Here is a 19765-nt window from a genome sequence, read left to right as displayed (position 1 = left end):
CGCAATTGCGTAGACAAAATAAAGCGCTGTGGCTTTGCAGTACTGTAATGCTGCTGATGAACTCGTCTTTCGGTTACGGTGCGGATAGCTTGACCAGCAGTGAAAGTCAAGGCGGGATATCTACATACAATGCCCATATTTCGCATCTTTCGACCTCTTACGCTGCCAATGTGACTTCTTCGGTTTACGGAACGTCGCAATCGTACGATTCAATTTCTTCCGCTACCTACGGAACTGCGAATGAAGTGCCGGCAGTTTTCTTCGCGCCGCCTGTTCAACCGCAGATAAATCCTGCGGCGGTAACGACGGTAACGTATTCTACGTATAGCGGCCGCATCAGCATGGGGACGGATCGCAGCCTGTTTATTGACGGAGCAGGCGCTGTATGGTCCTGGGGCGGCAAAGCGGGTGACAAAGAAGCTTCCGTTCCGAAGCAGGTATATAGCCTTGAAACGGCATCTGCCATCGTGACCGGCAGCCATAACTTATTGCTTAGCCAAAGCGGAAACGTATGGGCTTGGGGAAGCAATCATTACGGGCAGCTTGGCGACGGCACGTCAGAAAATCGCAAGGAGCCCGTTCAAGTTCCCGCTTTGAGCGGCATTGCCGCCATTGCGGCAGGAGCGTCACATTCACTAGCATTAAAGCAAGACGGAACGGTCTGGTCCTGGGGGTTCAGCGCGTTCGGAGATAAGAGTTTCCGCGGAGACAAACGACCGTCCAAGCCAGGTCAGATTGCAGGTTTGCAAAACATTGCGGCGATTACTGCGGCGGCAAAACATAACTTGGCTCTTAGCAAAGACGGAAGTGTATGGTCTTGGGGGGAAAACGACAAAGGACAGCTTGGGGACGGGACCAAGACGCCGAGCGCAGCTCCGGTTAAGTTGAGCACCATTCATGGTGCCAAAGCGATATCTGCCGGGACTGACCACAGCCTGGCACTGCTGAACGATGGAACGGTCTGGTCTTGGGGACAGAACAGCATGGGGCAACTCGGCGACGGAACCAATGTGGAACGTCTTGCACCCGTTCAGGTTAAGGGACTTGCTGATGTGGTTGCCATCTCGGCAGGTGCTTATTACAGTTTGGCACTTAAGAGCGACGGGACCGTCTGGTCTTGGGGCTCCGACAGCTACGGACAGCTTGGAAACGAGCTTAAGCAGCACCGGAACGAGCCGGTACAGGTCACCGGTCTGAAAGCAAGCCAGATTGCCGCTGGAACTTATGCCAGCATCGCGCTGGGCATGGATGGAACCATCTATGCATGGGGGACCAACATGTATGGCCAATTGGGAAGCGAAGGTCAAGCGATCGAGCTGACTCCCAAGCCGGTGAAGGGAATTTCTGCTTCTCAGAAGTAAAAAAGGATTCATTATTATGTACAAACAGCCTCATTTGCCCTTAAAGCAAGTGAGGCTGCTTTTTATGAAAATTAGATTATGACGCAACTGGTTCAAATGGGTCAGCGGCACGTATAACATGACAACTTGCCATTTGTTTTTGGGGATGTATTTTTACTTCATTGCCTGCTACAATAAGCATGTCGCATTGGGCCAAGCAATTTAAAACATACGTAAATAGTTTCAACTAATCAACCGGAGGCATCATGTCCATCATAGCTATCTTTATTTTTATCGTAACCTTAACCTTCGTCATTTGGCAGCCGAAAGGACTTGGGATCGGCTGGTCCGCTTGTGGCGGCGCGGTTTTGGCGCTTACTTTTGGCGTGGTCAGCTTGGCCGATGTCGGTGCGGTAACCGGCATTGTCTGGAACGCAACGCTCGCGTTTGTCGGCATCATTCTCATATCGCTGATGCTGGATGAAATCGGCATGTTCGAATGGGCCGCGCTGCACGTGGCAAGGTTTGCCAAAGGAAACGGCAGGCTGATGTTTATTTATGCGGTCGTGCTTGGGGCGGTCGTTTCGGGGTTGTTTGCGAACGACGGGGCGGCGCTCATATTGACGCCGATTGTGCTTGCTATGGTGAGGGCGCTAAAGTTCGAGCAAAAAATGATCATGCCGTTTATTATGGCCGGCGGCTTTATTGCGGATACGACTTCGCTGCCGTTTGTCATCAGCAATCTGGTTAATATCGTCTCGGCGGACTATTTCGGCATCGGTTTTGCACAATATGCCAGCCGGATGATCATCCCCAACTTGTTTTCTTTGGCGGCGAGCCTGCTTGTATTGTATTGGTTTTATCGAAAAAGCATCCCGCGGTTGTACGAAATCGGCGATGTCAAAAAGCCGTCCGAGGCGATCAAGGACTGGAAGCTCTTTAAACTATCGTGGGTGATTTTGGCGATATTGATGATCGCTTATTTTACGAGTCCGCTTATTCATATTCCCGTATCGGTTGTAGCCGGAGCCGCGGCGATTATGCTTATTGCCGCCGCCCGGCGCAGTAAAAGTGTCGAGACAAACCGCGTGATCCAGGAAGCCCCTTGGTCGATTGTCATTTTTTCCATTGGGATGTACGTAGTGGTGTACGGGCTGAGGAACGCCGGATTGACCGATCTGTTGGGGCGAGTCATTCAAGCGGTGGCGGATCAAGGTTTGTTCGCTGCGTCCGTTGGCATGGGCTTTATCGCAGCAATCCTCTCTTCGGTAATGAACAATTTGCCGACCGTGATGATTGGTGCGCTGGCGGTTCAGGGAACCGATACGCAAGGCGTTATTCGGGAAGCTTTAATTTACGCCAATGTGATCGGGTGCGATTTGGGACCGAAAATTACGCCGATCGGTTCGCTGGCCACGCTGCTTTGGCTGCACGTACTTTCACGCAAAGGAGTGAAAATTACGTGGGGCGGCTACTTCAAAGCGGGAATTATGTTGACCGTGCCGACTTTATTTATTACCCTTGCCGGGTTGTATATTTGGCTTGAGTGGATCCGCACATCGGGGATGAATGTGTGGTTGTCGATGGGCATCATCACTGTCATTGTTGCTTGTGGGGGATGCCTATACAAACTGCTTCGCTATTCAATCGGCAATAAACGGAAACGGCAGGAGAGCATAGGAAGATATTCCCGTTAATAGCATTCCAAAGCTTATCCGCAGCACGCCGCATAAATGAAAAAACAGCCTCGCTTGCAGACCCAAGTCGTGCCTTTATGGCAGCGATTTGTTGAACCGCAAGTCGAGGCTTTTTTATACAAGGTGAGGATAGTTCTTTCCCGGCAGCTACTTCAGATTTTCCGGATTCAGCGCTTCCAGCTCGGGTATGACAAACCGCCCGTCCTTGCGGATCAGCCGGTCGTCAAAATAAATTTCGCCGCCGCCGTATTCCGGACGCTGAATGAGCACCATATCCCAGTGAATGCCGGAGACGTTGCCGTTGTACGCTTCGTCGTAGGCTTGGCCCGGCGTGAAGTGAATGGAGCCGTCGATTTTCTCGTCGAACAAAATATCCTTCATCGGTTCGCGGATAAAAGGATTAACCCCGATGGCGAATTCGCCGATATGTCTCGCGCCTTCGTCGGTGTCGAAAATTTTGTTAATGCGTTCCGTGTCGTTGGAGGTCGCTTCAATGATTTTGCCCTGTTCAAAACGCAACATCACATTTTCGAATACAAATCCGTTATAAGGGCTTGGCGTATTGTAGGAGATCACGCCGTTAACGCTGTCGCGCACAGGGGCGGTGTATACTTCCCCGTCCGGCAAATTCATTTCGCCGGCGCATTTGATGGCGGGAATGTCTTTGATCGAAAAGCTGAGATCCGTTCCCGGCGCAATCAAGCGCACTTTATCGGTTTTATTCATCAATTCGACCAGCGCATCCATGGCGCTGCTCATTTTCGAATAGTCCATTGTGCAGACGTCAAAATATAGTTTCTCAAATGCGTCCGTGCTCATGGACGCAAGCTGGGACATCGAAGGGCTAGGGTAACGCAGCACGACCCATTTGGTCTTTTTGACGCGGATGGAAGAGTGCACCTTATGATTGTACATCGTATTGTACATCCGCTGCTTCTCGTCCGGCACATCGGACAGCTCGTATATGTTATTGCCGCCGCGCACGCCGATATACGCCTGCATGTTCGTCATTTGGACCGCGTCAAACTCGGCCCATGTTTTGATTTGCTCTTCGGTGGAGTTCATCAGCAGCTCGCGGGTCACCTGATGGTCCCGCAGGTTGACGTAAGGCCGTCCACCGGCGTTATGTACTTTTTGCACGATGGCGCGAACTAACGCATTATCGATGCCAAATGCTTCGATAAGCACGTTTTCGCCCGGCTGCACCCTCGTTGAGTAATTCACCAATACATCGGCCAGACGTTCAAGTCGTGGATCTAACATAAGCAATCACCCTTTGTCGTTTATTCTCTTCTATTATATTCAACTTTTCCAAAGAATCCTAATTTGTTATTTCACCGAAATGGCTTCGATCAGAAGTTTTTGTTTAAATCTCAGAATTTATAAGTTTTGAGCGGAGCTCAAGAATTCTGAGATTGCAACAAAAACTTCCGCTAAGACACGAATGTACTTCATCGAAATGGCTTCGATCAGAAGTTTTTGTTATAATCAATCAAATTGCGGCCGTTTGTATAGGGTTAGGGGGAACATGCATTGGAATTGGAGTCTTTGTACCGGGATTACCGGAAGCCGCTGTTTGCCGTCGCGTATCGCATGCTTGGTTCGGCCAGCGATGCGGAGGATATTGTCCAGGATGTATTTGCCGGGTTGCCCGCCAAACCGGATTCCCAAGCGGTGGAAAGCTGGAGAGCGTACCTCATGAAAGCGGTGACGAACCGCTGCATTAATGTATTGCATTCATCGGCGAAAAAAAGAACGGAATATATCGGCCCATGGCTGCCGGAACCGTTGTACGACGGCGCTGACGCAGATCCGGCAAACTCGGCGATCCGTCACGAGTCCGTATCTTATGCATTTCTTGTCATGCTGGAAAAGCTGACACCGCCGGAACGCGCCGTGTTTGTGCTGCGGGAAGCGCTGTCGTATGAATATGCGGATATCGCCGATATTTTAGATAAAACGGAAACAAGCTGCCGCCAATTATTCAGCCGGGCTAAACGGAAGCTGCCTATGGGCGAATCGGACACGCTTCCGGAGTCAACCGTGTCATCGCAGCTTGCGGATACGTTTATGTCGGCGGTGAAGACCGGCCGGTTTGACGCATTCGTCAAATTGCTGGCCGAAGACGCAACGCTGGTATCCGATGGCGGGGGCAAAGTGCGCGCTGCGTTCCGGCCTATCTTGGGCAGCGAGCGGATCGCTGCTTTCTTCCAAGGCATCGAAGGCAAAGGAGCGCTTCAAGGCACGCTGCATAAACTTGTCGTGAACGGACAAATGGGGCTGCTCCTCCTGCGCGATGGCGAGCCGGTTAAGCTGATGTTGTTTGCATTTAACAGCGAGCATCATATTTCCGATGTATATATCATTTTGAATCCTGAAAAATTAATCAAGTTCACGTCACAAATCGGGGCACTCGATTGTCTTGATTAGTGAAAGATAAATTTTCAGGAGGAGAGATCCATATGAAAGTAAGAATCAATCATCAGAAAGCGAATCCCGAAGTATACCGCACAATGCTAAAGCTTGAACAATTTATCAAAAGCAGCGGATTGGATCCGGTTTTATACGAGCTGATTAAAATTCGCGCTTCACAAATCAACGGTTGCGCTTTTTGCTTGGATATGCATACGACCGATCTGCGGAAAATGGGGGAATCGGAACGGAGAATCAATCTGATATCCGTTTGGAGAGAAACGACATTTTTCACCGACAAGGAAAAAGCGGCGCTGGAGTTGACCGAAGCGGTGACGCTGATTTCGCAAGGCGGCGTTACCGACGCTCTGTACGATAAAGTGCGCAGCCATTATGACGAATCCGAATATGCCACGCTGATTATGGCGATCAACACGATCAACAACTGGAACCGGATTGCGATTTCAACCGGGATGTTCCCGGGCTGCTTCGACCAGGAATAAGCCGGCTGAAGCGGGGCTGAGTTTGGCCGGCGGTAGTGGTGCGGCGGCTCGGCGGTTAGCAAACAAGATCATATTATAGCAAAACAGGGCTGACCATTAGCTAATATGCTCAACCAAACAGTAACAGGTTTTTATAATCACCTGTCTACCGTAAGGGGAGCAGATCAAGCTATGGGCAGCCCTTTGTTTATGCGGGTTTATCCAAGCACAACGCGGTCGTCGGCCAATTTGCCGCCGCTGATTTTTTCGAATTCGCCAAGCAGCTCGGCAATCGTCAGGTCTTGTTTACGTTCTTCATTGACGTCTAGAATGATACGGCCTTTATCCATCATAATCAGGCGGTTGCCCAGCCGGATCGCTTGTTCCATGTTATGCGTCACCATCAAGGTAGTTAGCTTCATCTCGCGAACAATTTCCTCGGTAAGCCGGGTAATCAGCTCCGCCCGGGCAGGGTCAAGCGCTGCCGTATGCTCATCGAGCAGCAAGATTTGCGGTTTCGTAAACGTAGCCATAAGCAAGCTCAAAGCTTGCCGTTCACCCCCGGACAGAAAGCCGACCTTGGCCCGCAACCTATTCTCCAGGCCGATGCCCAGCCGCTGCAGCTGTTGATGAAAAAAGGAACGTTTGCCCACTGTCACTCCGAACCCTAAGCCGCGCCGTTTGCCGCGGGAGAACGCCATCGCCAAGTTTTCCTCGATTGTCATGCGGGGAGCGGTGCCGGCCATCGGGTCTTGAAATACCCGTCCGACCCAGCGGCTTCGCGTATGTTCGGACAGATGTTGAATCGGCTGCCCGTCAATTTTCACTTCGCCGGCATCCGGTGTCATAACCCCGGAGATGATGTTCATCAGCGTCGATTTGCCGGCGCCGTTGCTGCCGATCACGGTAATAAAGTCCCCGGGATTCAGCTTCAGATCGATGTTCACCAAAGCGATTTTCTCATCCGAGGTACCGGGATTAAACAGCTTGGATACTTTGGATAACTCCAGCATCAGCGCTCACCTCCGGTTTTTGGTTGCTTGATGAGGCCGATCAGCTCGGCGGAACGTTTCTTGGCCTGCGCTTTTTGTTTCCAATTGCGCCTCAACGACGGCAGCACCAAAGCGATGATGACGATGACGGCGGTAATCAATTTTAAGTCCGAGGTTTTCAGCCATTCCACTTGCAGCGCCAAAGCAACAACGATACGGTATACGATGGAACCCAGAACGGCGGCTAATGTGGCCCAAAATACGGTCCTTGCCCCGAATATCGCTTCGCCGATGATGACCGAGGCGAGGCCGATCACAATCATTCCGATGCCCATGGAAATATCGGCAAAGCCGGACTGCTGGGCGATAAGCCCGCCGGATAAAGCAACAAGCCCGTTGGACAAGCTGACGCCGAGAATCGTTGTTGTGTCCGTGTTGGCGCCAAGGCTGCGGATCATTCGCGCGTTATCGCCCGTAGCCCGCAGAGCAAGCCCCAGCTCGGTATGAAAAAACGCGTCAAGCAGCAGCTTAACGACAATCACAACAACAAACATAAGGGCAAACGGCGGAACGGTAGAAAAAACGGTGTCCGTGCCAAGCAGTGAAATGTTCGGTTTGCCCATGATCCGCATATTGATCGAATAAAGCGCGATCATCATCAAGATGCCGGATAACAAGCCGTTAATCCGGCCTTTTGTATGCAGCAGTCCGGTGCACGCTCCCGCAGCGAGACCGCCGAGAAAAGAGCAGAGGCAGGCAAGCAGCGGAGAATAGCCGTTTGAGATCAAAATCGCGGAGATGGCGCCGCCGGTTGTAAAGCTGCCGTCCACCGTCAGATCGGGAAAATCGAGAATCCGGAACGTAATATAAACGCCTAACGCCATTAGGGCATACAACAAGCCCAGCTCAACAGCGCCGTATAATGAATCAAGCATAATAGGTCCTCCTCAGAAAAAAAGAGTGAACGAAAGTGGCGTTCACTCTTTAAAGTAAGTGTTCCAAAAGCCGGCTTTTCAGCACCGAGAAGGTTACTGGATGATGTTCTTTTCTTTATCTTTGACGATTGCTTTCATCGCTTCCGTCACTTCAATGCCTTGATCTTTAGCGGCCTTCATATTAAGAATGAGATCCAGCTTGTCGGGAACGGTCACTTTCATATCCGCAGGTTTTTTGCCGTTTTTCAAAATATCTACAGCCATTTGACCGACTTGATAGCCGTGATCGTAATATTTGAACCCGAAAGTGGCAAATGCGCCTTTTTCAACGGTATCCCGGTCGCTTGAAAAGAAAGGAATATGCTTATCTTTTGCAATTTGCAGCAAAGTATCCACGCCGCTGACGACGGTGTTGTCTAGCGTGATGTACAATGCATCGACACGGCCGATCAACGATTGTCCGGCCTGCTTAACTTCCGAGGTGTTAGTTACCGGAGCTTTAATCAGCTTGATCCCGTGCTTAGCGAGCGCATCTTCGGCAATTTTGCCCATCACGACGGCATTCGGTTCGCCTTCGTTGATCACAAGCCCGACATTTTTCACTTTTGGGAAATTACTGGATATAAAATCCATCAGCTTGGTGATCGCTTCAGGGTTCGTATCGGAAGCGCCGGACACATTGCCGCCGGGCTTGTCCAAATTGCTTACGACTTTGGCGGAGAGCGGGTCGGTTACAGCTGCGAACAAAACGGGCGTTTTTTTCACTTGCTGCACAACCGCTTGAGCCGATGGGGTAGCGATCGCATAAATCAAATCGTTATCCGAAGATGCGAACTTCTGGGCAATCGATAAGTTGTTCGTTTGATCGCCTTGGGCGTTGTTGTAGTCGATTTTCAGATTTGTGCCTTCCGTGATCCCCGCGTCTTTCAGAGCGGCGATGAATCCTTGGCGGGTTGCGTCCAGCGATGGGTGCTCAACGATCTGCGAGATCCCGATTTTGTACATTTTTTGTTCCGTTTTTGCGGGCTGTGATGCGTCTGCGCCTTGCTTATCCGTGCTGTCAGCGCTGTTTTTTTGTCCGCAGCCGACAGCGGTAAGCAGAATTGCCGCCAATACAAACGATGTAATTGCTTTCCGTTTCAAGATGATGACCCCTCTCAGATGTTAGGTTTTGCCGCGCCGGCATGTCTCCGCTTTAAACAGTAAAAGTGTTAAAGCCGGAGGGCATACGGAAGGCAGCGCCAAAATGAATTAACCATAGTTTAATATTAAGCCGGCTTGACGTCAACATGTTCGATTTGCAGAAAAATTTGGAAATCTCATATTTACAGTTTTATTTCCGGTAACGGTACACCCGCTCAGGCCGCCCGACAACCCCGTAAGACAAGTCCGCAAACACGCTGCCGAGGCTGACTAAGTGCTCCAAATAGCGGCGCCCTGTCGAACGGCTTACCCCGATCAGCTTGGCTGCCTGTTCGGCGGTCATTCCGGCCGGGGTTGTGGAGATAGCTTGCACGACTTTGTCGAGCGTTAATTTATCGATGCCCTTTGGTAGGTAATTAGTGGAAAATGATTCCTTTTTTTCGCTTCCCGAAAGAAGGCGGTCGATGTCATCTTGACTGATATGGCCGCTTTCCCGTTCCAACCGATGAAGCTCGCGATGAAAATCGACGTAACGCAGCAGCGTTTCCTGCAGACGGTTGAAAACAAGCGGTTTGATAATATAATCAAACGCCCCGCCTCTCACGGCAGCCCGCACGACATCGATTTCTTTGGCCGCCGTAATCATGATGACATCGATTTTACGGTATTGACGGCGGATATATTGCAGCAGCTCCAAACCGCTAGTGTCCGGAAAGTAGACGTCGAGCAGCACAAGATCCGGTTCGAGCAGCTCCAGCTGTTCCTTCGCTTGGCTTTCATCGGTGGCGATGCCGACTACTTTAAATCCATCGACTTTCTCCACAAAACGCCGGTTGATTTCGGCGATTTTCGGGTCGTCTTCCACGATGAACACTTCAATTGTCTCCGTGTGCTGAACCGCGTTCACTCTAATACCTCCTATCAGACCGAGTTTTTCTTTGGAATCGCCGCGGTGAAGATCGTTCCGCCGCCGGGATTTTTCTGGAACGTAATGTAACCTCCAAGCTTGCGGGCCGCATGCTGAACAAGGGAAAGCCCGATGCCGCGCCGTTCGCCTTCTTTTGTGGAGAAACCCTTCTCAAAGACGATGCCGCCGATTTCTTCGGGAATGCCAATCCCGTTATCTTCGCATTCGATAATCAAATCTTCACCAAGGTCAGTCAAAAAAAGTTTGACATGGCGGTTTGTTTTATCGGCTACGGCGAGATTCGCTTCCAGCGCATTATCGATGAAATTGCCGATGATGGTAACCAGCAGGTTGCGGTCAATATGCTCCGGTATGTCGCGAAACGAGCTTTCGCGATCGATTTCAAGCCCGATTTTCAGCTCCTGGGAGCGATTGTATTTGCCGATCAGCAAACCGCCGATCATCGGATCGGGCACTTCGCGCATCAGAAAATGAATCAGATTCTGATGTACGTCCGACTCGCGTGAGATTAAATCGACCGCTTCCTGATACGATTCCAATTGGATCAGGCCGGAGATCACATACAGCTTGTTGGAGTATTCATGGGTTTGGGCACGCAACGCGTCGGCAAACCGCTTCACTTGCGACAATTCCTCAGCCAGCCGGTACAGCTCGGATTTGCTGCGGAAACTGGACACCGCCCCCGTTACCTGACCGTCCCAATTCATCATCGGCACACGGTTCACAATCACTTCATGATCGCCAATAAGCATTTCGCGGTCGAATTCGGCATTGCCTGTGCGCACGACTTCGTGCATCCGGGTATTGGGGATGACATCTTCGATGGGCTTGCCGGCAATATCCGCATGCTCCGGCAGTCCCAACAGCTGCAATGCGTAGCGATTGGCCTGCGTAACGGTACCGCTGCGGTCAACGGCGATGATCCCTTCGCGTATGGATTCGAGAATAGCTTGTTTCTCGGTGTATAACGATCCGATTTCCTGCGGCTCAAGCCCGTGCAAGGATTTGCGCACATTGCGGGCGATCAGAATGGCGCCGCCGACGCCGACGGCCAGCACCGCAAAGGTGATCAGTTCAATCTCCGCTTGATAGTTGTCGGTAAAATTGTCGATGTCCTCCGTCAGAAAGCCGACGGATACGATGCCGATGACCGAGCCGTTATCGTCAAAAACAGGAGCTTTGCCGCGCAATGACGGCCCTAAAGAGCCGATGGCGCTGGAGATGATCGATTTTCCTTCAAGCACGGGGCCGTTATCCCCGCCGACCATCTCTTTACCGATGCGGTCGGGCAGTGGATGGGAATAACGAATGCCTTCCCTGTTGCCGACAACGATATATTCGGCGTCGATTTTTTCGCGGACCGTTTCGGCGATCGGCTGAATCGCCGCTGAAGGGTCGGCGTCGTGAAACGCTTTCCTGATCTCCGGCATGGAGGCCACCGTTTCGGCCACTTTTAGCGCGCGTGTACCGATCTGCTCCTCCAGCGCGGAAGTGACCACATAATAGAAAATGCCCCCTAGGCTGACAATAACAAGCGCCAACAGCGAACAGATGATGAGAATCAGCTTGGTCTGCAATCGCATAACCTTGATCGGTCCCTCGCTTTTTTTTCTAGTATTGTATCACAGGAAATTATTATGCGGGCATGAAATGAAGCGTTTGCGCCGTAAACAAAATGAACAAAATGTCCGCAATGGTTTTAATACGACTAATTTCGTTAAACTTCCTCTAAACAAGGCGGCGGTGATATATTGAAAACGCTTCAAAGAAAGCGCAAACAAATATAGCTTCGTTCGCTTAAGCGGATTGTAAACATTTAGGGGAGGGTTCACATTGATTAAACAAATGTTGGAAAAATCGTGGAAAGTAGCTTCCATCATCGTACTTGCGGCAAGCCTTGCGGCATGCGGCAGCGGAGGAGGCGCCAAGCAAGCGGCAACCGGTGCGGATAAAGGCAAGGATACGGCGGCGCCAGCGGCAAGCAGCTCCAAATATCCGGAGAAACCGCTTGGCATCGTGGCTCCGTCCGGAGCAGGCGGCGGCTGGGACATGACGGCCAGAACGATCGCTAAAGTGCTGGGCGAAACGAAAATCTATGAAAAGCCGGTCAGCGTGGAAAATAAACCGGGCGGCGGCGGCACGGTGTTTATGGCCGAATACGCAACGAAGGATGTAAAAGACAATTATAAGTTGTTCGTCAGCTCGCCGCCGATCCTGATTAACAATATCAAAAAAGAAGGCAACACGCCTTACGGCTTCAAGGATACGACACCGCTGGCCCAATTGACTAAAGACTACGGCGCGATTGCAGTGGCCGCGAATTCCAAATATAACGATTTGAAATCGCTGCTCGCCGATATGAAAGCGGATCCAACCAAACTGACCGTAGCCGGCGGCTCCGCACCGGGCTCGATGGACCACGTGGTGGCGATTTTACCCGCCTTTAAGTACGGCATCGACCCGAAAAAAATCAAATACGTCTCCTACGACGGCGGCGGAGAAGCCGTTACAGCGTTGCTCGGAGGCAACGCGGATGTGCTTGGTACGGATGCATCTTCGCTTGACCAATATGTAAAAGCCGGCAAAATTAAAATTTTGGCCGTTGCCGCTCCGCAGCGCCTCGGCGGCAGTCTGAAGGATGTGCCAACGATGAAAGAGCAGGGCGTGGATGCCGAATTCCTGATCTGGCGCGGAATTTTCGGACCCAAAGAGATGAGTGCTGACGCCAAGAAATATTGGGACGATGCGCTGAAGAAGATGGTCGAATCCGATCAATGGAAGAAGGAAGTCCAAGCGAACAACTGGGAAACCGACTATAAGAAGTCGGACGATTTCAAGACCTATTTGACGCAGCAGGAAACGCAAATCAAAGATATTATGACCGCGCTTGGCATGCAGAAGTAAACAGGAACGAATCCAGGGGAGAAGAGAACATCTTCTCCCCGGTGCTTTAAAAGGAGAAGAGACATATGAACAGAACGTTTGACCGTTACGCCGGTATCGTCTTCCTTGCCGTAGGCACCGCGTTTATGATCGGCAGCCGGACGATATCGACAAGCGCTTACGGCAGCAATGTCGGAGCTAACATCTTCCCGATGATTTTGGGCGGTTTGCTTGCATTGCTCAGCCTACGCCTGATTTATGAAACGTTTCGTGCTCAAAAGACGGAAACAAAAAAGCAAAATCTCGATTATAAGCGGTTTGGGATCATTTTCGCCGCGGCTGTGCTTTACGCTTATTTTTTGGAGGAAATCGGCTTTGTCATTTCGACCTTTTTGTTTTTGCTGATCGGCTTTCAGACGATGCAAAAAGGCAAGCTGCTTACATCTATCGTCATTTCAGGCGCTTTTTCATACGGGGTGTATTATCTTTACGTCAATGTGCTGGACGGTTCGCTTCCCGGCTTTCCGGCTTGGCTTGGTTTAGGAGGTTAATACGATGAGCACAATTGATTATTTGCTTCACGGTTTATCTACGGCTATGCAGTGGCACAATGTGCTGTTCGTTTTTTTCGGCGTGCTGATCGGCACGGTTGTCGGCGTATTGCCGGGCATCGGGCCGATGAGCGGCGTGGCGCTGCTGATCCCGATCACGGCGACGATGACGGCGGGGCTTGGTCCGGAGGAAGCGGCGACAAGCTCGATCATTTTGCTTGCAGGCGTGTACTATGGTGCAATGTACGGAGGTTCCACGACTTCCATATTATTAAATACGCCGGGGGAATCTTCCTCCGTAGTTACCACGTTGGACGGCTATCAGATGGCCAAGCAGGGGCGTGCGGGAGCGGCGCTGGCGATTTCGGCGATTGGTTCGTTTGCGGCGGGTATCGTCGCTTTGCTCGGATTGATCTTTTTGGCCCAGCCTTTGTCCGCAGTGGCGATTAAATTCGGCCCGGCCGAATATTTTTCGTTAATGGTGCTTGGCCTGCTTGCGATCAGCGGTCTTGCGGGTAAATCGATGATCAAAGCGCTGATGATGACCGCGTTTGGCCTGCTGCTCGCTACGATTGGCATCGATAATGTATCCGGCGTATCGCGATTTACGTTCGACATTCCTGAGCTGTATCAAGGATTGGAATTTCTGACCGTCGCAGTAGGCACATTTGCCGTCGGCGAAGTGTTCAAGACGATACTGGAGCGGGAAGGTAACGACGGAGAGCTGGCGAAAATCAACCGCATTATGCCGACCAAAAAAGATTTGAAAGACAGCGCGGCGCCGATCGCCCGCGGTTCGGTTCTCGGTTTTTTCATCGGTCTGCTGCCCGGCGCGGGGGCCATCCTGGCTTCATTTTTCGCCTATATCGTGGAGAAAAAGCTAAGCAAAAATCCCGATAAATTCGGCAAAGGCGCGATCGAAGGCGTCGCTTCTCCGGAGTCGGCCAACAATGCCGCTGCCGGCGGCGCGATGATTCCGCTGCTGACGCTGGGCATCCCGTCTTCGGGTACAACGGCGATTATGATGGGCGCATTTATTATGTACAACGTGCAGCCGGGTCCTTTGCTGTTCTCGGATCATCCGCAGCTGGCTTGGGGTGTAATCGCCAGTATGTTTGTCGGCAACCTGATGCTGCTCATCCTGAACATGCCGCTGGTTAAAGTGTTTGCTAAAGTGATTGAAACGCCGACCAAATATTTGATTCCGCTCATTATCGTATTTTCCGTATTTGGCGTGTATGCGGTGCAGTACTCTACATTTGATCTGCTGCTTATTATGGGCTGCGGTTTGGCCGGCTATTTCCTGTCCAAAAACGACTTCCCGCTGGCGCCGCTGGTGCTGGGTCTGATCCTCGGACCGATGATGGAAAACAACATGCGCCGCGCACTGACGATCTCCAACGGCGACTTTGCGATTTTTGTACAGAAACCGGTTTCGTTAGTATTTCTCATTATCGGCTTGCTTTGGATTGTAATTCCGCTTATCTTAAAACTGAAAGGCAAAAAAGTGCTGGTAAACGAAGAAGGTTGACCGGATCAGCCCTGTGCAGCGCATGACCGTTGAGCGGTGCGTGCGTGCCGGGGCATTTTGCGTTTTTATCGTCTGGTTTCTATTTAGATAGCACGATTAGTAGCACGATTCGGAGGGACATCCGTCACCATGAATGTATTTATCCTCATTGTCGTTAATGTGATTGTGCCCGTCTTCACATTGATCGGAGCAGGCATTTTTCTGCAAAGAAAGTTCAAGCTCGACATGAATACGTTGTCCAAGCTGAACGCTTTTTTTCTGATGCCGGCTGTCAGTTTCCTCAATATATATGACAGCAAAATCGGCGGCATGCTGCTGTACATCCTCGGTTTTTTACTGCTGCAAAGCTCGGCGTTGATCGCCTTCAGCACGGTCGCCTCCAAGCTGGCCAAATTGGACAAGTCCACTTCATCGACGTTTAAAAACAGCGTTGTGCTGATTAATTCGGGAAACTTCGGATTGCCGGTCAGCCAGCTTGTCTTTCCGAACAATCCGCTTGGCGCTTCGGTTCAGGTGGTCGTCATGATCTACCAGAACCTGCTGACCAATACGTACGGACTGATCAATGCGGTGGCGGGCGGTAGCAGCGGGCTGAAGGAAGCGGTCCGCGAGCTGCTGAAAAATCCGGTGTTTTATGCCTTTCTTGCCGGACTGCTGCTTAATTTGCTGAAGGTACCGATGCCGGCTTTCTTAAGAAACCCTATCGAAAACACGTCAAACGCCTTCTTGGCGATCGCACTGCTTACCTTGGGAGCTCAAAGTGCCTATTTAAAAATCCGCGCCGTCTCGGCGCCGCTTCTGCTCAGCCTCGCCGGACGGCTGATCGTCTCGCCTGTGCTCGCTTATGCGGTCATTACGGTTATGGGTCTGGAAGGCACGGTTGCCCAAGCATTGTTTATCGCCAGCTCGTTCCCGACTTCACGCAACAGCGCGATATTTGCGCTGGAATACGGCAATCAGCCGGAATATGCGGCGCAAGCCGTGCTGCTCTCCACCTTGCTCAGCAGCGCGACGGTAGCTGCCGTCGTCTATTTGTCGAACATCTTATTTTGAGGGAATATGGGATACATTTCAGAGAAAATCGTCATTGATTCCTCCCTGACGCTGAAGTACACTTATGACAAGTGTGAAGCCTGCGGTTTTTGCCGCTGTTGCAAGTACTTTGCTTAAGGATAAACGCTTGGCGCTACTAACGGATGAACTGCAAATTGTGCGAATGTACAGGACGGGAGGCAACATATGAAAGCGTATATCGTCGCATTGGACCAAGGCACGACCAGCTGCCGGGCCATTGTGTTCGACAAGACCGGCAATATTGTGAAGATGGCGCAGAGGGAGTTTACGCAATTTTTCCCTCAGCCGGGATGGGTGGAGCACGACGCGGAAGAGATTTGGACCGTTCAGCTGGAGGTGCTCCGGCAGGCAACCGAAGGTATTGCCGCAGAAGCAATTGCAGCCATCGGTATCACGAATCAGCGGGAGACGACGGTTGTATGGGACCGCACTACGGGCAAACCGCTGCACCGCGCTATCGTTTGGCAATGCCGCAGATCCAGCTCGATCTGCGAGGAACTAAAGACCGGAGGTTTCGAGGAAACCGTGCGCAGCAAAACGGGACTTGTGCTTGATCCTTATTTCTCCGGCACCAAGCTGAAGTGGCTGCTATGCGAGCATCCGTCGATCCGCGAAAAGGCGGAGCGGGGCGAAGCGTTGTTTGGCACGATCGACAGCTGGCTGATTTGGAATTTAACCGGCGGGGCCGTTCACGCAACGGATATATCCAATGCGTCGCGGACGATGCTGTACAACATACATACGCTGGACTGGGACGACGACATTTTGGCCGAATTCGGCATTCCGCGCGCCATGCTGCCTGAAGTGAAGCCGTGCAGCGGCATTTTTGGTCATACGTCGCTGCTTGGCGGAGACGAAGCGGGCATTCCGATCGCCGGCAGCGCCGGAGACCAGCAGGCCGCTTTATTCGGCCAAGGCTGCTTCCGCGAAGGGATGGCCAAAAACACGTACGGCACCGGCTGTTTTATTTTGAAAAATACGGGCGGCAAACCGGTAGCTTCGCAAAAAGGCCTGCTCACCACGATCGCCTGGCAGGTGGGGGACGAGGTTACTTATGCGCTGGAAGGCAGCGTGTTTATCGCCGGTGCGGTCATTCAGTGGCTGCGCGACGGGCTTGGCTTGATCTCGCATGCGGGGGAGACCGAAGCGATCGCTTCGTCGGTGGAAGATACCGGCGGCGTCTACTTTGTCCCGGCATTCAGCGGACTGGGCACCCCGTATTGGGATCCGAACGCGCGTGGCCTCATCTCAGGTTTGACGCGGGCGACAAGAAAAGAGCACATCGTGCGCGCGGCGCTGGAAGCGATTGCTTACCAAAGCCAGGAGGTGCTGCAGGTGATGGAAGAAGAGTCGGGCATTCATCTGCCGGAACTTCGCGTCGACGGAGGCGCCGTCAAAAACGGCTTCCTGATGCAGTTCCAGGCCGACTTGCTGGGCGTTAACGTGACAAGGCCAAAAGTCAACGAAACGACGGCGCTGGGCGCGGCGTTTCTTGCCGGGTTGTCGGTCGGCTTTTGGAGCGGGCAAGAAGAAATTGAGCGGCTGTGGGAGCTTGATCAAACATTCGTACCTGAGCAAGACGAGCAGTTCCGGGAGCAAAAGTACGCGGGGTGGCAAAAAGCGGTTCATTTGCAGCTGTAACCCGTAAGCAGGGAAGAAGGTCCGTGCTGTGAAGCTGAAAACGTATGCGCTGCTGTTGACGTGTGTCCTGTTTTGGGGCAGCAATTTCGTCTTTGGCACGATACTGGTACAACAATTTTCGCCGATGGCCTTATCTGCGGTCAGATTATCGTTTACCGCCTTATTTTTTATCGTTGTTATGTTGTTCACCCGCAGATGGCCGACGCTGAAAATGCGCGACCTGCTGCTGTTTTTGCCGCTTGGCTTGATTGGTACGGTCGTCAACCAAACCGCCTTTTTTAACGGTATGCAGACGACCGACGCGACAACGGCGGCGCTTGTAATGTCGCTGGCTCCGATTACGACGGCGTATTTGGCCCGCTGGCTGCTGAAGGAGCCGCTGTCGAAGCCGATGATTACCGGTTCGGTCGCCGCGCTGGCCGGCGTTTTCCTGGTCGTGGGGCGCGGAGGAGGGTTCAGCCTCAGCTTAAGCTTAGGTGAGATCATGATTTTTATCGCCATGCTGTCGTTTGCGGTGTCGGTCATCCTTGTCCGCAAGCTGACGGAACGAATGGAGCCGCTGGCCATTACGATACACGCCTCCTGGATCGGAGCCGTGCTGCAGGTCCCTTGCGCGCTGCTGCTCGAACCGTCCATCCGGCTGAGCCATTCCGTCTGGATGTGGCTGCTTGCGGTGGGCAGCGCGCTAGGCAGCCAAGTGATCGCCACGCTCATTTGGAACCGCCAGCTCAAAGAGATCGGCGCCGGCAAATCGGCGGTGTTTCTCAACCTGCAGCCGTTTGTTGCGATGCTGGTCGGCTTCATATTGCTTGGTACCAAGGTGACCTTGGGCCAGCTTGGCGGTTCGCTGCTTATTATCGGCGGCGTGCTGATCGCTTCCGAGGTGCTGGTGAAAAAAGAACCGCCGCTGCCTGTTCCGAAACGGGGCAGCGATTTAAACGCATAACTTTAGGCGCATTAACGTCAACAGCCTGCCGTTCCATGTGAACGGCGGGTTTTTTGTCGTTAACGGACATGCTGTACAGCCGCTTTCTTTGCAATTCGCCACTTTGTTTATAATTTGCCGCAGCCTGCCGCTAATAATCGCCATAAGCTTTCGTACTTGCTGTTTACCCTTTGCCGGAAAAGGGTGAGAATGAGCCTCAACACCAATAGAAAGGATGTGAAGGCTCGTGAAAGCTTCTTCTCAAGCGGCCCGGCCCGCTGCGGCATCAAAGCCCGGAGGATTGTACAGAAGCATCGCCGCCATGCGCCGAAACGGCTGGCTGCTGTCCATGACGCTGCCCGGGGTATTGATATTGTTTTGCTTTGCTTATTTGCCGATGTTCGGCATCATCATCGCTTTCAAAGATTACAAGTTTGACAAAGGGATTGTCGGAAGCGAATGGGTCGGACTAAAAAATTTCAAGTATTTGTTCTCCTCGGAGGATGCCTGGCGAATTACGTTTAACACATTGTTTCTTAATGCGATGTTTATCGTGTTTGGTTTGATCGCCGCAGTAGGTATCGCTTTGCTGATGAACGAGGTAAAAGTCCGCTGGCTGAACAAGCTGTTTCAATCGGCGCTGTTTTTTCCGTATTTGCTGTCATGGGTCGTTATGGGCTATCTCGTATTTGCGCTGCTGAAAATGGAAAACGGGCTTGTCAACAGCGCGCTTGCCGCAGTCGGATTAGAGCCGGTACAGTGGTATGTGGACGCCGCCAAATGGCCTGCGCTGCTTGTGCTTATCATGTTGTGGAAGACGGCGGGGTATTACTCCGTCATCTATTTGGCGGGTATGCTGGGAATCAGCCAGGAGTATTACGAGGCGGCCAAAATCGACGGCGCCTCCAAATGGCAGCAAATCATCCATATTACGCTTCCGCTGCTTGTTCCGATTATGACGATCATGACGCTGCTGCAAATCGGCCGGATCTTTTATGCCGATTTCGGCTTGTTTTTTAACGTCACCCGTGATACGGGACTGCTGTACAGCACAACGGACGTAATCGATACGTACGTATTCCGTATGCTGCGAACGGTCGGCGATGTCGGAATGGCGTCCGCAGCCGGGTTTTATCAGGCGGTTGTCGGCTTTATTCTTGTGCTGCTCGCAAATTTAATCGTCCGCAAAATCGATAAAAACAATGCGTTGTTTTAAAACAGGAAAGGAGAG

Annotated in this window: 17 protein-coding genes; 11 read left to right on the top strand and 6 right to left on the bottom strand. The window is 51.9% G+C overall.

The features are described from left to right. The first annotated feature begins 5 nt into the window (after nt 1–5). Together EYB31_RS10245 and EYB31_RS10240 are read left to right on the top strand one after the other, a co-directional pair. The gene (locus EYB31_RS10245) at nt 6–1361 is read left to right on the top strand and encodes an RCC1 domain-containing protein (RefSeq protein ID WP_131013199.1); all 1356 of its coding nucleotides are present in this window, start codon (nt 6–8) and stop codon (nt 1359–1361) included. A gap of 245 nt (nt 1362–1606) precedes the next feature. After that, nucleotides 1607–3037 (top strand): arsenic transporter, encoded by a 1431-nt coding sequence (locus EYB31_RS10240; RefSeq protein WP_131013198.1) that lies wholly within the window; start codon nt 1607–1609, stop codon nt 3035–3037. A gap of 147 nt (nt 3038–3184) precedes the next feature. Here EYB31_RS10240 and EYB31_RS10235 read toward each other — a convergent pair whose 3' ends face one another. Next, nucleotides 3185–4300 (bottom strand): aminopeptidase, encoded by a 1116-nt coding sequence (locus tag EYB31_RS10235; RefSeq protein WP_131013197.1) that lies wholly within the window; start codon nt 4298–4300, stop codon nt 3185–3187. 270 nt (nt 4301–4570) lie between these two features. Between EYB31_RS10235 and EYB31_RS10230 the strand changes: the two genes are divergently transcribed. Together EYB31_RS10230 and EYB31_RS10225 are read left to right on the top strand one after the other, a co-directional pair. Beyond that, nucleotides 4571–5467, top strand: coding sequence for an RNA polymerase sigma-70 factor (locus EYB31_RS10230; RefSeq protein WP_131013196.1), 897 nt, complete (start codon nt 4571–4573; stop codon nt 5465–5467). A gap of 32 nt (nt 5468–5499) precedes the next feature. Continuing rightward, a complete protein-coding gene (locus EYB31_RS10225; protein ID WP_131013195.1) occupies nt 5500–5952 on the top strand; it encodes a carboxymuconolactone decarboxylase family protein in 453 nt (150 codons plus the stop codon). Nucleotides 5953–6149: 197 nt separating this feature from the next. On the opposite strand, the gene EYB31_RS10220 is transcribed toward EYB31_RS10225, so the two are convergent. From EYB31_RS10220 to EYB31_RS10200, 5 genes are all read right to left on the bottom strand, one after another. Continuing rightward, nucleotides 6150–6944, bottom strand: a complete 795-nt coding sequence (locus EYB31_RS10220; protein WP_131013194.1) for an ABC transporter ATP-binding protein — start codon at nt 6942–6944, stop codon at nt 6150–6152. After that, nucleotides 6944–7858, bottom strand: coding sequence for an ABC transporter permease (locus EYB31_RS10215; RefSeq protein ID WP_131013193.1), 915 nt, complete (start codon nt 7856–7858; stop codon nt 6944–6946). The genes EYB31_RS10220 and EYB31_RS10215 overlap by 1 nt, the downstream gene beginning before the upstream one ends. A 93-nt stretch (nt 7859–7951) precedes the next feature. After that, entirely contained in the window at nt 7952–9004 is a 1053-nt protein-coding gene (locus tag EYB31_RS10210; protein ID WP_131013192.1) for an ABC transporter substrate-binding protein, read from the bottom strand. 187 nt (nt 9005–9191) lie between these two features. Next, the gene (locus tag EYB31_RS10205; protein ID WP_420819432.1) at nt 9192–9914 is read right to left on the bottom strand and encodes a response regulator; all 723 of its coding nucleotides are present in this window, start codon (nt 9912–9914) and stop codon (nt 9192–9194) included. An 8-nt stretch (nt 9915–9922) separates the two neighbouring features. Beyond that, complete coding sequence (locus EYB31_RS10200; RefSeq protein ID WP_131013191.1) at nt 9923–11512, bottom strand: ATP-binding protein; 1590 nt, start codon at nt 11510–11512, stop codon at nt 9923–9925. Between the two features lie 262 nt (nt 11513–11774). On the opposite strand from EYB31_RS10200, the gene EYB31_RS10195 reads away from it, so the two are divergent. The 7 genes from EYB31_RS10195 to EYB31_RS10165 all read left to right on the top strand — a co-directional run bounded on the left by EYB31_RS10195 (nt 11775) and on the right by EYB31_RS10165 (nt 19750). Then, entirely contained in the window at nt 11775–12833 is a 1059-nt protein-coding gene (locus EYB31_RS10195; RefSeq protein ID WP_170318223.1) for a Bug family tripartite tricarboxylate transporter substrate binding protein, read from the top strand. A 65-nt stretch (nt 12834–12898) separates the two neighbouring features. Further along, nucleotides 12899–13363 (top strand): tripartite tricarboxylate transporter TctB family protein, encoded by a 465-nt coding sequence (locus EYB31_RS10190; RefSeq protein ID WP_131013189.1) that lies wholly within the window; start codon nt 12899–12901, stop codon nt 13361–13363. 4 nt (nt 13364–13367) lie between these two features. Beyond that, on the top strand, nt 13368–14894 hold the full coding sequence (locus EYB31_RS10185; protein WP_131013188.1) for a tripartite tricarboxylate transporter permease: 1527 nt from the start codon (nt 13368–13370) through the stop codon (nt 14892–14894). A gap of 129 nt (nt 14895–15023) precedes the next feature. Then, a complete protein-coding gene (locus tag EYB31_RS10180) occupies nt 15024–15947 on the top strand; it encodes an AEC family transporter (protein WP_131013187.1) in 924 nt (307 codons plus the stop codon). A 186-nt stretch (nt 15948–16133) separates the two neighbouring features. Then, a complete protein-coding gene (gene glpK, locus EYB31_RS10175; RefSeq protein WP_131013186.1) occupies nt 16134–17609 on the top strand; it encodes a glycerol kinase GlpK in 1476 nt (491 codons plus the stop codon). A gap of 28 nt (nt 17610–17637) precedes the next feature. Beyond that, nucleotides 17638–18555, top strand: coding sequence for a DMT family transporter (locus EYB31_RS10170; protein ID WP_240762266.1), 918 nt, complete (start codon nt 17638–17640; stop codon nt 18553–18555). A 301-nt stretch (nt 18556–18856) separates the two neighbouring features. Next, entirely contained in the window at nt 18857–19750 is an 894-nt protein-coding gene (locus EYB31_RS10165) for an ABC transporter permease (RefSeq protein ID WP_240762288.1), read from the top strand. Nucleotides 19751–19765: the final 15 nt, after the last annotated feature.

The sequence above is a fragment of the Paenibacillus thalictri genome (assembly GCF_004307995.1).
Taxonomy (GTDB): Bacteria; Bacillota; Bacilli; order Paenibacillales; family NBRC-103111; genus Paenibacillus_AF; species Paenibacillus_AF thalictri.
The sequence above is the reverse complement of the archived record's forward strand: the minus strand, read 5'-3'. Positions and strand labels throughout refer to the sequence as shown.

Coding starts and splice junctions, on each gene's coding strand:
- glpK (WP_131013186.1), top strand. CDS start 16,134: ATGAAAGCGTATATCGTCGCATTGGACCAAGGCACGACCAGCTGCCGG.
- EYB31_RS10190 (WP_131013189.1), top strand. CDS start 12,899: ATGAACAGAACGTTTGACCGTTACGCCGGTATCGTCTTCCTTGCCGTA.
- EYB31_RS10215 (WP_131013193.1), bottom strand. CDS start 7,858: ATGCTTGATTCATTATACGGCGCTGTTGAGCTGGGCTTGTTGTATGCC.
- EYB31_RS10180 (WP_131013187.1), top strand. CDS start 15,024: ATGAATGTATTTATCCTCATTGTCGTTAATGTGATTGTGCCCGTCTTC.
- EYB31_RS10220 (WP_131013194.1), bottom strand. CDS start 6,944: ATGCTGGAGTTATCCAAAGTATCCAAGCTGTTTAATCCCGGTACCTCG.
- EYB31_RS10240 (WP_131013198.1), top strand. CDS start 1,607: ATGTCCATCATAGCTATCTTTATTTTTATCGTAACCTTAACCTTCGTC.
- EYB31_RS10185 (WP_131013188.1), top strand. CDS start 13,368: ATGAGCACAATTGATTATTTGCTTCACGGTTTATCTACGGCTATGCAG.
- EYB31_RS10165 (WP_240762288.1), top strand. CDS start 18,857: ATGCGCCGAAACGGCTGGCTGCTGTCCATGACGCTGCCCGGGGTATTG.
- EYB31_RS10235 (WP_131013197.1), bottom strand. CDS start 4,300: ATGTTAGATCCACGACTTGAACGTCTGGCCGATGTATTGGTGAATTAC.
- EYB31_RS10200 (WP_131013191.1), bottom strand. CDS start 11,512: ATGCGATTGCAGACCAAGCTGATTCTCATCATCTGTTCGCTGTTGGCG.
- EYB31_RS10225 (WP_131013195.1), top strand. CDS start 5,500: ATGAAAGTAAGAATCAATCATCAGAAAGCGAATCCCGAAGTATACCGC.
- EYB31_RS10195 (WP_170318223.1), top strand. CDS start 11,775: ATGTTGGAAAAATCGTGGAAAGTAGCTTCCATCATCGTACTTGCGGCA.